The organism is Planomicrobium sp. MB-3u-38, from assembly GCF_002836425.1.
Taxonomy (GTDB): domain Bacteria; phylum Bacillota; class Bacilli; order Bacillales_A; family Planococcaceae; genus Planococcus; species Planococcus okeanokoites.
Genome location: NZ_PJBO01000001.1, coordinates 63,863 through 75,624, shown reverse-complemented (window position 1 = coordinate 75,624; position 11,762 = coordinate 63,863). Strand labels below are relative to the sequence as shown.

The following is an 11,762-nucleotide window of genomic DNA, read 5'->3' as shown; positions in this document are numbered from 1 at the left end:
AACCCGGTGCAGACAATCAAGCGGAGGACCCATTATAGAAAAGCGACGGCACCCGTTCAGCTCTAATCAACAAAAACACCGCTCCCGCCGATTGGCGTAGCGGTAATCCTTCTTTAACCGATATAGTGGTAACTGCGATTATGCTGAATCTGATTTTTGCCATTCCGCTTGGCGTCATACAAATAAGAGTCCGCCTTTTTAAAAAAATCGCTTTTGGACAAACCCGGATAATAGTTCTGCAATCCCGCGCTGATGGTGACGCTTCTACCGGCAATTTCCGCATGCCGCACCTCCGCGATGCCCTTGCGCATGTCCTCCAGAATTGCCAGCGTTTCTTCGAACGGCTTTTCTGTGAAAAGGACAGCAAACTCTTCTCCGCCGTAACGCGCCACTACATCGTGGGGACCCGCTTTTTCTGCTATAATTTCCGCTACATGTTTCAACACCAAATCACCGCTGCTGTGGCCGAAATTGTCATTGATGCTTTTGAAGTTATCGATATCCAGGACCGCCAGCTGAAGCTGCATCCCCGAATTTTCCGCCTGCTGGACAAGCGAATCCAGATAGTTTTGGAAAGTCTTATGGTTAAAAAGCCCGGTCAGCGCATCCGTCTTCGATAATCGTTCCATGATGCGGTTCTGAATCAGCAGCTCCTCTTCTTTTTCCGCTGCATGCCGCAGCGTCGTAAGCATTTCCGTCCCTCTTTCAATTACTGCCAAATAAACGATATACCCGGCCACCAGAATGAACAGATAAGCAAAATATTCATATGGCGTCATTGCCGCCCGGCTGTCTGCACTTATGACATAAATGACGAGAAGAGCAGTGAAATTGGTCAAAAAACTGATGGTCAGCTTAAACTTCTTCAGGTAAATCAACGAGATCGCCATTGGCAGCAATAAAGTCATCTGAAGGCCCGGTAAACCCGGATTTGCCAGAATCATCACAACCGCAAGGAGGGTGCCTGCGAAAAAGAGGATGTACGGGTTATAGATTTTTAATATTTGTACCATGAACCAGGAAAGCAGCATGATGGCCAGGATAAAACTTGTCGGCCAGATCATGCGCAGTGATATATAGTCTTCTATATAATAGGAATAGTAAAAGAACGTGACGATCAAGCCGACTAATTGGCCCCCGATTGCCACAATGGCCAGCAAGCCATAAAAATAGAGGATTTTTTTTGCCCAAAATTCATAATTTAAACCCAATTGATTTGTCTTTTCCACGAGGTCCCCCTCCCTTCATCTTCAAATTCTTCCCTTTATTCTCATTCTATCAGGAACTAAGAGGAATAATATACTACTATTAAGATATTATTTTTAATGAAATTCCGCTGAATGTCTCTCTACTGCTCCTGATATTTACTATCTATCAAAAAAATAAAGACTCCTCGCAATTCCCCACCCAAACCTCTATAATTATGGGAACAAGCAATTATAAAATATCGGATAAATATGCTTTCGACGGAAGGAGGAATCTTCATGGCTTCAGAAAAGACGGTGCAATCTGAAATAAGCGGCTATATTTCAACGCTGCTCCGTGATCATTTTGGAAAAGGTCCAACATCCGTTTATGTAACTATCCGAAAGCCATTTATCGTTATCCACTTCCGTGGGTTCATCGCCCCTATGGAAGCCGTGCTGCTGAAACAGAAGGAATGGAAACGAGTTTTGGAAACCCGGGATTTACTGATCAATGAATTGGAAGAAGACATAAAGAAGAATCTATGGCGAATCGGGCAATTGGATATCAGTGAATTTCATGCGGACTGGAATCTTGAACTGGAAACAGGATTGCTGATTGGTGTCATTGATGAAAATGTGCAGGAAAATGATTTTGAATGGCCCGCAGAGATTGACAGGGATACTTTCGAGGAAAAGATTGAAACAGCCAGTGAACGTGCTGAAAAAACACCGAGCTCTATTGAAAGTTATTGGCTGAATGACCGGACAATACTGGTCAAAAGATATGGCATCTTAGTAGGGATCGAGAAAGCATTGATATCGGAAGGCTACTCCGAAATTCTCAAGCTCGCCAAACGACCGCTGGAGCGACACTTGATATTGGAATCACATCCCGAAAAAATACTGAAACGCAATATTAAAGAAGTTTTTCTTGATTGGAATTTCCAGGATGATATCGGTTATATCGTGTTTCTTCTGGAACCACCCAAAAAGCAGTAACTGACTTTCCCGCCCATTAAACAGGGCGGTTTTTTATTGGCGTAAAATAAAAAACCTTGATAGAAGGTGGGAAATATTATAAGTGTTTTACAAAACGGTTAATGGTGTTTGAGCGCATGTTAACCGGGAAAATCACATACTGTAACACCCAATACACTTTAAGGAGGAGTTAGAAATGGCAGACAAAAACAACGGCAACAAAATGAGTCGTGAAGAAGCAGGTCGTCTTGGAGGAGAAGCAACATCCAACAGCCATGGACAGGAATTCTATGAAGAAATTGGGGAAAAAGGTGGAGAAAACAGCCACAGCGGCAACAACTCGGGAGGCAATAATTCCGGAGGCAACAAAATGAGCCGCGAAGAAGCCGGCCGTAAAGGCGGCAGAAACAGCCACAGCAGCGGCAACAATTCGTAAGCGCTTAGTGTGGAACAGTGAAAGGAGGGCAAATGCCCTCCTTTTTTCTATACAATAAAATCCAGCTCTTATATAGTAGAGACAGGTGATGATATGAAAACGAAACTATACGTCCATTCGGCAAATTTCACAGCCGGGCTCACGCTGAAAGATGCGGTAGAATTCGAACTCAATAACATGGCGCTACATGCTTGTGAAGACCCGATGCTGATAGTGGAAAACCGGCGGAAACTGGCAGATTTCCTCGGCCTTACCCTCGTCGATTTTGTATGCGCCAACCAGACGCACAGCGCCAATTTCCACCGTGTCGAGGCAGCAGACAGAGGGCGCGGATCCACTGAGACCGGGCATGCAGTGGAAAACACCGATGCGCTGTATACTTATGAAACCGGTCTTGTGCTCTGTACGTTCGCCGCTGACTGCGTTCCGCTCCTTTTATACAATGAAAACAAAGGACTCATCGGCGCCGTGCATTCAGGCTGGCAAGGCACCATCAAAGAAGTGACATTAAAGCTTTTCGAACATCTGAAGAATGAGGAAGGCTGCAAACCGGAGGATTTCCATATCCAGATCGGCGCTGCATTAAGCCAGGAAAAATTCGAAGTGGATGAAGATGTCTACTTGAAATTCAAAGCGCTCGGCTATGCGGATGAATTCATATATCACAACGCTGAAACCGGCAAATACCATATCGATAACCAGCTGACCGTCAAGAAGCAATGTGAATTGGCTGGCATCCCGACAGGCCACATTTCAATCGATCGCACCTGCACATTCATGAATCCTGAAGGTTTTTCTTACCGCGAAGACAGGAAGAGCGGACGGCATATGGGCTTTATCGTTAAAAGAGCGTGAGCAGGCAATCTGCTCACGCTTTTTTGTATTATTTTTAAGATCTTACTGCATTAAATGGACTCTATCTAACTCCCTTTAATACAACAAACTTCTCACTTTGGTTTTCTCCAATCGATACACCAGCACTACACCCAATATCGCACCACTGATACTTGATACAAGGAACGGCGGCATGAAGAACAGCGCTGCGGTTTCAGTGCCCCTCAGCAGTTTGGCATACGGCACAGCTATCAATGATGCGATGATGCCGGTGCCGATGATTTCGCCCACTGCCGCAAAGCCGATGCGGCCCGACATCTTATACAATAAACCCGCAAGCAATGCGCCGATCATTCCTCCCGGAAATGCCAATAGCGATCCGGTGCCGGTCAGCACCCGCACTACTCCCGTCACAAAGGCTATCGTAACGGCAGGGATTGGTCCGAAAAGCACAGCTGCTATGACATTGATGGCGTGCTGAATGGGATAAGCGCGGGCAATTCCAGCCGGGAACGATACAAATGCTGAACCGGCAACTGCAAGCGCTACGAACATTGACATTACGACAAGTTTTTTTGTGTTCATATCAATACCCCTTTATATGAATTTTTGAAATGCGCGATTTGCAAAGCAATATCGTCAGCCTCCGACAACGCCGAAATGACGGCAACACCGCATGCACCTGCCTGCCAGACTGCTGGCGCATTTTGAGGCGTGATTCCACCGATGCCGAAAACAGGCGTCAACGGAAAGTGGCTGGTGACTTCCGAGATGCCCGCCGTGCCTGCCGGCCGTTTCGCATCCGCTTTCGATCGCGTGCCGTACACGGGACCCATGCCGAGATAATCCGCACCGGCATCGATGGCAATCTTCGCTTCCTCGAGTGAATGCACAGAAACACCCAGCACCTTTTCCTTGCCAATCAGTGTCCGTGCCTGCCCGCAATCCATGTCTTCCTGTCCGATATGGATGCCGTCAGCATCGACAGCGATAGCCAATTCGACATCATCATTGATTAAAAAAGGAACTTCGTAATCTGCGCATAAATTGCGGCACTTTTCCGCAAACTTCAGCAAATCCTGCCCCTGTAAAGCTCCCGCTCCTTTTTCGCGAAGCTGGAAATGGCTGATGCCGCCTTTTAAAGCTTCTTCCAATACCGACAGCGGGTTTTTGCCTGAAGCATTCTGCGTGCCCATGATGAAATAGACAGAAGGTTTATTGAACAAATTGCACATCCCCTTCCGCTGCAAAATAGCGGTAAGCGGCGTGGTTTGTCGGACCATGTCCAGCACCGATATGCAATTGATGCGAAAGCGCTGCCTGGATGAACCGTTTTGCCGTCACCAAAGCTTCCGGCAATGCTTCCCCTTTAGCCAATTCGGCTGTCAAAGCAGCCGAAAAGGTACAGCCGGTGCCGTGCGTCTGCTGGGTATGGATGCGCGCCGAACGCAGGACAAATGATTCACCGTTCCGATCGAGACAATAATCTTCCGCGATCAATGGATTATCGGCATGTCCCCCTTTGATGACGACGGCCTTCGCGCCAAAAGCGAGAATCTGTTCAGCCACTCTTTTCCGGTCTGCTGCTTCATGGATTTTCATGCCGCTCAGCATTTCCGCTTCCGGGATATTCGGGGTGATGACCTCCGCCAATGGCAATAACAAGGTCCGCATTGCCTCGAGTGCTTCGTCCTGCAGCAACGTTGCGCCGCCTTTTGCGATCATCACCGGATCCACAACAAGATTGCGCCAGCCATGCTTTCTGATTCCCGCCGCCGTTTCAGCGATGATTTCGGCGTCGAAAAGCATTCCCGTTTTCACGGCGGCAATGGCAAAATCCGCTCCGATGGCATCGATCTGCGCTTTCACCGCACCTGCAGGCATGGGATAGACCCCGTGGACGCCGCATGTATTCTGCGCCGTTACCGCTGTAATGGCCGATGTACCGAAAACGCCGAGCTCCTGGAAAGTTTTGATATCCGCCTGTATGCCCGCTCCGCCGCCGGAATCCGAACCCGCAATCGTCAATACCTGCTTGATCGCTGCCACAGTACATCCACCCCTTCCCCTTTTTCAAAGTCGAAGCCGGTTTCCTCGATCTCCATGCCGAATAAAACATCCAGGAATGTGTCGCGGAAACTGCCGGGTCCTTCTGAAACTGCCGCTGCCTTTTCACCGGCCGTCCCGTAAAATTTGAGAGCTTCGATTGCCGCAGCTGTTGGATTGTCCGGACTTACTGCCATGAAAGCGGCTGTCACAGCGCTGAGCAGACAGCCCATGCCGGTCACTGAACTCATCATCCGGTCGCCGCCCGTAATCTTTTCCACCCGCGAACCGTCGGCCACGATATCGGTCTCGCCTGTCACTGCCACCACCAAGCTGTATTCTATTGCTACTCGAGTTGCCAGTTCCTCCAAGTCGACATTGCCTTCACCGGCATCGACGCCTTTAGAGGCCCATCTCACTCCGCCGATTGCCGCCAGTTCACCCGCGTTGCAGCGCAGCACACTGACATCGATATCCGTTAAAATCTTCTGTATGGCATCTTTCCGAAAAGCGGTCGCGCCTGCTCCCACTGGATCCAGGATCACCGGAATTTTTTCCTTATTCGCCCGTTTACCGGCGAGCAGCATGCTATGAAGCGTTTCTTTATTCAACGTTCCGATATTCAATGACAAGGCGCGCGAAATGGCGACCAGTTCTTCCACTTCTTCTTGTGCTTCGCCCATGATGGGCGAAGCACCGATTGCCAGCAGCCCGTTCGCTTGAAAATTCGACACGACGTGATTGGTGATGCAATGGATGATTGGATTTTCACTGCGGATTTTACTGATCATCTCAAACACCCGCCTTTACTTGAGCCGGCAATTCCCATGTCTCCAACGTCCAGGCCTGCTGCCAGAAATTCCATTCGTAATAGCTGCTGCGGCGGAAACGGTCCTTCAATTCCTGGCGACGTTCCGCAGACAGCCCTTCCGCCAATCGATCCATCCGCCCGATTTGCTCCTGCACCAATTCGCCAAACCATTCCGAACCATACGTCTCAATCCACCGGTCGTAAATCGGATGCCCCGGTTCGGCGTCTTTCAAGCGCTCCCCAATTTCATAATAAAGCCAGTAACAAGGTAGGATAGTCGCGACCACATCCGCCAGATCACCTTCCATCGCGCGGTACATATGCGACACATAAGCATAGGCACTCGGCGACGGTTCAAATTTTTCCCAATCTTCCTCTGTTACCCCGAGCATGCCCATGAATGATTCATGAAGCGCCATTTCCGCCGCACATGTCTGCTCCGAATGATGCGCAAAGCTTTTCGTCGTCGCAAGGTCCGGCGCTTTGAGCGCACCGACCGCTTGCATCTTTGCAAAATTCGTCAGGTAATAAGCGTCCTGCATAACATAATAGCGGAATATCTCCACCGGCAAACTGCCGTCCGCAATCCCTTTCACAAACGGATGATCGAAACTCGCCTGCCATAAACTCTCGCAGTCCTGCCGCACTTCCTGTGTAAATTCCATCTTCTCCAGCCCCTTTCAGGCAAAATAAAATACCGCTTCCCAGTAAAGGAAAGCGGCAATAATATGCAAAAAGATAGAGAAATCCGGCATACGCTCGCCCACTTCCCTCCGCTGGTATGATCCAGATCAGGTTCAAAGGGTCCGAGCGTTGCTCGTCTCAGCCGATATCCGGCTCCCCCAGTGGTGCATGTATTCAGTTGTTCCCCCAAAGATTATCACATAGTCTGAAAAATCACAAATATATTTTTGAATGTTGCAAAAATCTCATTCACACCTATTACCGATTCGCCAAAGCAAATATGGGAATTTCCGATAAGGTCTCATATGCAAACTCTTGTTACTAGTTTTGTAAAATTAAATAACTCGCTAGGTTAAATTAAGTAAATCGGCAATCACTTCTGCACTTCCTGGTGAAAACATGAAAAGCGCGAATAATATGCAGATTAATCCTGTTACTACTAAAGTAAGTTTTCTTACAGACGAGTAATGCTTTTTCTTAAATATTCCTATAAATATTAAAAACAATCCTATGAACAAAATCAAAAAATACCAAAAACCCATTTCCTTACCTCCTCTACATCATATTAAAAGAAGACGTTTTTCGGAATTAAAGGTTCTTCCACATTGTTTCCACCCCAAAAACAAAAAACACCCCGCCAAAAGGCAGGGTGCATCGATATTTGCGGCGTCCAAGCCACGCTCCACAACGTGTTCCTCCAGGGAATGCTTGTCCGTCTTACGCAAATGAGCTCATCGCGTCTCTAACAATAAGCCCTAAGCGGCAATAAGTCAATGCATTTCGCTCACTGCGACGCGTGCTCGGCCGCCGTGATCTTATACAACACATGTCTTTTCAGCGGACTGCCTTCTTCCAGTTTCGGATGGTCGAATTCACCCGCTTTTTTCATGCCGATCCGCTTCATAACGGTTTCGGATGGTTGGTTGAGTGTCGCTGTAAATGAAAGAATTTCGTCCAAGCCCAAAACTCCGAATGCATAATCCAGACAGGCTCTCGCACCTTCAGTGGCATAGCCCTGTTTCCAGAATTTATTGTCCAGCCGCCAGCCGATTTCAACGGCACCTTGGAAACCGGCGTCAAAGCCTACTTCCAACAATCCGATAAAGCCGATGAACACGCCGTCTTCCTTGCGTTCGACTGCCCAGATTCCAAAGCCTTTTTCCTCGGTATGCCTCTCGAAGCGCTCGATCAGCCGATCCGACTCGGCTGGCGTCAGCATGTCTGGAAAATACTCCATCACCTGCGGGTCCGCATTCATGCGGGCAAACACTCCCCTATCGTCAGCCTTCCATCTTCGAAAACCGAGCCGTTCTGATTCGAAAATAAAACCATTTTCCGTCATTTTCATCCTCTTTTCCCCTTGGTTCGCCTCATTTTACTGATATTTGTCCTTCAATGAATCACTGCCGATTCCACCGATAACCATCAGAACTAACGGCCCGAAATTGGCAGCCAATCTCGCAAAACCTTCCAACATCAAAAATTCTGTTCCTGCAAAGTAATTTATACCCAAAATAATCAGCTTTGCCACAAGTAGAAACACGCCGATCATAAATACACTGTCAAAGAACACTTTCCACCTGGGATGAGCCAATTGTTTACTGTCTTGAATCACTTTTTCTTTCAATTCCCTGTCACTCCTTAGCATTTCGTCTATTGTTATCCCAAATAAATCGCTAAGATCGATAAGCACTTCGATGCTCGGCAGACTTTTTCCGGTCTCCCATTTTGAAACCGATTGCCGGCTCACGTGAATCTTTTCGGCAAGTTCTGTCTGGGACCATCCCATTTTTTCTCTTTCCGTTTTTAATCGTTCACTAAAAATCATACGATTCCCCGCCTTTCTCTACAGTTTCAATTTAGAACATATTTGTATTTGGAGTAAAGCTACTTCCGGTTGCTAAACCACGCAACTAACAGTTGCAACCAGTGTCCCCTCTGGTATAGGAGCATTTATCAAATAAAAAAAGCGACTGGACCCAGCCGCTTTTTCACCTGTTTATTTTACCGCCTTCTGAAAAAAATAATCACGACCCCGCCGAAGCCGCCGCCGCTTCATCCGCCTTCACACAGTCGATTGCGACGACCAGCGCAATCAGGAGATGCTCCATCTTTTCGTCCAAAACCTGCACCTCATAAGTGTCGCCCCAAGTCAGCCATTGCTTGCTGACGGAACCGACCACTTTGCCGTGCTGCAAAACTTCGAAATTCATATCCCACCAATTGCCTTGCACTTCGACCCCTTCAGCGTCAATCGTGTATTTTGCTTTGAAAAAAGTGAATTCCTTTTTGATCATCAATACTTCACGTCCATCCACTTCCACGAAAAACTTCGGCAGCAGGCTGAATGTTTTTTTGGTGATCAATGCTATTTCCTTGCGGGTGGGATCCATGATCGTAAATGTCTTCGGAATTTGCAAGAAGCTGCCTTCGACATAATAAACATCCTGCTGTTCCTTGTCCTTCACCGTAAATTTGCCGCTTAGACTAAAGACTTTCTGTTTCATGTAAAGCTGTCTCATCGCCATTCCCCCTTTGCTTCAGCATAGCCTTTTTCAGTCCGTCTTATCAATAGGAAATCTCGTAAAGAAAATCGTGCCTTCAGGTCCGGTTTCGATTTCAATCTTAGCGTTATGCCTCGCTGCTACAGCGTAGCAGATGCCAAGGCCGAGACCCGTCCCTTCATCTTTGGTCGTGTAGAAAGGCGTGCCGATTTTCTCGATGATTTCGGAATCGATTCCGCAGCCCTGATCCTGCACCGCCAGCACGACACAATTATCATTCTCCACATAAGTTCCGATTGTCAGCGTCCGTCCCGGTTCCATCGCTTCCAGGCCGTTGCGGTATAAATTGATGATCAATTGACGGATTTCGTTATGATTCAGCAATAAATCTGGAATTTCCTGCGTATAGATCTCAAGGTGTTTATTCTGATTGAACGTATCGACTTTGATCAATGGCGAGATGTCATTGATGATGGTATTCAGATTCATCTTTCTCATATCCGAAGTCCGGGTGTTGCCGACCGACAGGAACTCTGTGATGATGGCATTGGCACGATCGAGTTCATCAATCATCAGATTGAAATGCCCTTCGTGCGGCGCCAATAATTCATCTGTTTTCAGCAATTGCAGGAAGCCTCTCACCGTCGTCATGGGGTTGCGGATTTCATGGCTGATTCCTGCTGCCATCTGCCCGATCAAGTCCAGATTCGCTAGTCTCTTCAGCTCTTTTTCATACTTCTTTTTTTCCTTGACGTTTTTGAGCATACAGCAAATGCCATCGTCGAAAGGATACGCCGTTACTTCATACCAATAATCTTCCTCGTCGGATTGCGTCTCAAAACGCACGGTCATCCGCTCATCCATCGCCCGGTGGAATTCAGTATAGATGACGGTATCCACTGTATCCGGGTAGACTTCCCAGATGTTTCTTCCCATCACATCTTCCGCTTTTTTTCCTCCAGGCAGAAAATGATGCTGATTCATGAAGACATATTCCCAATTTTTATTCAGCGCGAAAAATCCGTCTGTAATACTTTCGACGACACTGTTGACCCGCTTGTTTGCAGCGTACAGCGCACTCGTCCGCTCTTCGACCATCACTTCCAATTGATCCATATACAATAAATTCGAGAATACCGGCGCAGTAGCGTCCACAATCGATTGAGCCAGGAGAATCTGCGGATCTTCAATATAATTCTCCCGTTCCAACGAGCTTATCGCTGAAATGACGCCCTGCACTTTCCCCATTGCAATCAACGGAAACAACAGTAAATCTTTATCGCCGTTCAGGACCAGCCGCATCCGCTTCCTTAAAGAAACCGCGTCATCCAGTAATTCTTTATAGCTGGCCAGCGAACCGAGCTGTATCAGGTGTTCATTCCATTCCGCTTCCGTCTTTTCGCCTGCCTTATAGAATTCCAGCCGCTTGCCGCCTTGTTCCAAGGAAGGCTTTACAATATGCGCTGCAAGTTCACAGCCGGCAGCCGTTTTATCCAGGTAAGTGAAACAGGTTTTCAAGCTTTCCCGTATCGTCGAACACAGCGACAGCTCTTGGGCAAGATCCAGCAGCAATTGCTTTTCTTCAAGCAATTTTTCTTTCTGGGAAATGGATTTCGCGTTTTGAATGGCGACGGCCGCCATATTCACGTAAGCTTCAACACTTTCGATCTCGGACTGGGTCAAATCCATCGGTGTGCCGGAATCAAACAGAAACACCAGGCCGAATAATTCCCCGTTATAGGAAATCGGCAACGCCAGCAGCGACTTGATCTGGAAAGCTTCAACCGAACGCGGATCCGGACGATGGTCGGTCGCGGTGTCCCGTATATAGATGGTTTTTCGGGTTGCAATGACATCCGCTGCGAGAGGATCGTTTGCAGGATCGATTACCTGCGATTGCAAAGTCATACCACCCATCAGCTCCGGTTTCCCCACGAAGCCCCGGTAAGTGCCATCTTTTTGCGGCAGGTAGATGCCAACTGAATTGCATCGCACAATCTCCTCTGAAATTGCCGTTGTCACCTGCTCCAGCACTTCCCGCAATTCCAGTTTCGTATTAATGATTTGGGTGATATTGGCAAGCCTCGAATATCGCGACTGTTCGTTCTCCATACAAGTATTCTCCAATCTATGCCTGGCAAATTAAAAATCATGTATCTCTCGAATCAATTTCATGCTGACATTGATTCGATTGCTCCCTACATTTTACCAAAAAGAACCCACAGATACGCGGGTCAACCTATTTTATTAAACTGACCCCTAAGAATTTATCGGAATTGGCA

General features: G+C 47.6%; 14 protein-coding genes and 1 riboswitch. Of the genes, 3 read left to right on the top strand and 11 right to left on the bottom strand.

What is annotated here, in order from left to right; all coding sequences use genetic code 11:
• Positions 1-113 precede the first annotated feature (113 nt).
• Positions 114-1,229, bottom strand: a complete 1,116-nt coding sequence (locus tag CXF70_RS00465) for a GGDEF domain-containing protein (protein WP_101801030.1) — start codon at positions 1,227-1,229, stop codon at positions 114-116.
• 255 nt (positions 1,230-1,484) lie between these two features.
• Between CXF70_RS00465 and CXF70_RS00460 the strand changes: the two genes are divergently transcribed.
• From CXF70_RS00460 to CXF70_RS00450, 3 genes are all read left to right on the top strand, one after another.
• A complete protein-coding gene (locus CXF70_RS00460; protein WP_101801029.1) occupies positions 1,485-2,186 on the top strand; it encodes a Na-translocating system protein MpsC family protein in 702 nt (233 codons plus the stop codon).
• Positions 2,187-2,361: 175 nt separating this feature from the next.
• The gene (locus tag CXF70_RS00455; protein WP_101801028.1) at positions 2,362-2,601 is read left to right on the top strand and encodes a KGG domain-containing protein; all 240 of its coding nucleotides are present in this window, start codon (positions 2,362-2,364) and stop codon (positions 2,599-2,601) included.
• 93 nt (positions 2,602-2,694) lie between these two features.
• A complete protein-coding gene (locus CXF70_RS00450; RefSeq protein ID WP_101801027.1) occupies positions 2,695-3,456 on the top strand; it encodes a purine nucleoside phosphorylase YfiH/LACC1 family protein in 762 nt (253 codons plus the stop codon).
• 75 nt (positions 3,457-3,531) lie between these two features.
• Here the strand turns inward: CXF70_RS00450 and thiW are convergent, their stop codons facing one another.
• The 10 genes from thiW to CXF70_RS00400 all read right to left on the bottom strand — a co-directional run bounded on the left by thiW (position 3,532) and on the right by CXF70_RS00400 (position 11,592).
• On the bottom strand, positions 3,532-4,020 hold the full coding sequence (gene thiW, locus CXF70_RS00445) for an energy coupling factor transporter S component ThiW (RefSeq protein WP_101801026.1): 489 nt from the start codon (positions 4,018-4,020) through the stop codon (positions 3,532-3,534).
• Positions 4,017-4,670, bottom strand: a complete 654-nt coding sequence (thiE, locus tag CXF70_RS00440; protein WP_101801025.1) for a thiamine phosphate synthase — start codon at positions 4,668-4,670, stop codon at positions 4,017-4,019. The genes thiW and thiE overlap by 4 nt, the downstream gene beginning before the upstream one ends.
• Positions 4,651-5,484 carry a bifunctional hydroxymethylpyrimidine kinase/phosphomethylpyrimidine kinase gene (thiD, locus tag CXF70_RS00435; protein WP_084243489.1) on the bottom strand — a complete coding sequence of 278 codons (834 nt, stop codon included), beginning with the start codon at positions 5,482-5,484 and terminating at the stop codon, positions 4,651-4,653. The genes thiE and thiD overlap by 20 nt, the downstream gene beginning before the upstream one ends.
• Positions 5,460-6,272 carry a hydroxyethylthiazole kinase gene (gene thiM / locus CXF70_RS00430; protein ID WP_101801024.1) on the bottom strand — a complete coding sequence of 271 codons (813 nt, stop codon included), beginning with the start codon at positions 6,270-6,272 and terminating at the stop codon, positions 5,460-5,462. Before thiM ends, thiD begins: the two co-directional genes overlap by 25 nt.
• A 1-nt stretch (position 6,273) precedes the next feature.
• Positions 6,274-6,957 carry a thiaminase II gene (gene tenA, locus CXF70_RS00425; RefSeq protein WP_101801023.1) on the bottom strand — a complete coding sequence of 228 codons (684 nt, stop codon included), beginning with the start codon at positions 6,955-6,957 and terminating at the stop codon, positions 6,274-6,276.
• An 86-nt stretch (positions 6,958-7,043) separates the two neighbouring features.
• Positions 7,044-7,146, bottom strand: a riboswitch (TPP riboswitch).
• Positions 7,147-7,323: 177 nt separating this feature from the next.
• Positions 7,324-7,518 carry a hypothetical protein gene (locus CXF70_RS00420; protein ID WP_101801022.1) on the bottom strand — a complete coding sequence of 65 codons (195 nt, stop codon included), beginning with the start codon at positions 7,516-7,518 and terminating at the stop codon, positions 7,324-7,326.
• Positions 7,519-7,760: 242 nt separating this feature from the next.
• Positions 7,761-8,324 carry a GNAT family N-acetyltransferase gene (locus CXF70_RS00415; protein ID WP_233208500.1) on the bottom strand — a complete coding sequence of 188 codons (564 nt, stop codon included), beginning with the start codon at positions 8,322-8,324 and terminating at the stop codon, positions 7,761-7,763.
• Positions 8,325-8,351: 27 nt separating this feature from the next.
• Positions 8,352-8,804: a helix-turn-helix domain-containing protein gene (locus tag CXF70_RS00410; protein ID WP_101801021.1), complete on the bottom strand. Its 453-nt coding sequence runs from the start codon at positions 8,802-8,804 to the stop codon at positions 8,352-8,354.
• Between the two features lie 199 nt (positions 8,805-9,003).
• Positions 9,004-9,498 carry an LURP-one-related/scramblase family protein gene (locus tag CXF70_RS00405; RefSeq protein WP_101801020.1) on the bottom strand — a complete coding sequence of 165 codons (495 nt, stop codon included), beginning with the start codon at positions 9,496-9,498 and terminating at the stop codon, positions 9,004-9,006.
• Between the two features lie 33 nt (positions 9,499-9,531).
• Positions 9,532-11,592: an ATP-binding protein gene (locus CXF70_RS00400; protein WP_101801019.1), complete on the bottom strand. Its 2,061-nt coding sequence runs from the start codon at positions 11,590-11,592 to the stop codon at positions 9,532-9,534.
• Positions 11,593-11,762: the final 170 nt, after the last annotated feature.

Coding starts and splice junctions, on each gene's coding strand:
- CXF70_RS00400 (WP_101801019.1), bottom strand. CDS start 11,592: ATGGAGAACGAACAGTCGCGATATTCGAGGCTTGCCAATATCACCCAA.
- thiE (WP_101801025.1), bottom strand. CDS start 4,670: ATGTGCAATTTGTTCAATAAACCTTCTGTCTATTTCATCATGGGCACG.
- CXF70_RS00420 (WP_101801022.1), bottom strand. CDS start 7,518: ATGGGTTTTTGGTATTTTTTGATTTTGTTCATAGGATTGTTTTTAATA.
- thiM (WP_101801024.1), bottom strand. CDS start 6,272: ATGATCAGTAAAATCCGCAGTGAAAATCCAATCATCCATTGCATCACC.
- tenA (WP_101801023.1), bottom strand. CDS start 6,957: ATGGAATTTACACAGGAAGTGCGGCAGGACTGCGAGAGTTTATGGCAG.
- CXF70_RS00455 (WP_101801028.1), top strand. CDS start 2,362: ATGGCAGACAAAAACAACGGCAACAAAATGAGTCGTGAAGAAGCAGGT.
- CXF70_RS00450 (WP_101801027.1), top strand. CDS start 2,695: ATGAAAACGAAACTATACGTCCATTCGGCAAATTTCACAGCCGGGCTC.
- CXF70_RS00410 (WP_101801021.1), bottom strand. CDS start 8,804: ATGATTTTTAGTGAACGATTAAAAACGGAAAGAGAAAAAATGGGATGG.
- thiW (WP_101801026.1), bottom strand. CDS start 4,020: ATGAACACAAAAAAACTTGTCGTAATGTCAATGTTCGTAGCGCTTGCA.
- CXF70_RS00460 (WP_101801029.1), top strand. CDS start 1,485: ATGGCTTCAGAAAAGACGGTGCAATCTGAAATAAGCGGCTATATTTCA.
- CXF70_RS00405 (WP_101801020.1), bottom strand. CDS start 9,498: ATGAGACAGCTTTACATGAAACAGAAAGTCTTTAGTCTAAGCGGCAAA.
- CXF70_RS00415 (WP_233208500.1), bottom strand. CDS start 8,324: ATGAAAATGACGGAAAATGGTTTTATTTTCGAATCAGAACGGCTCGGT.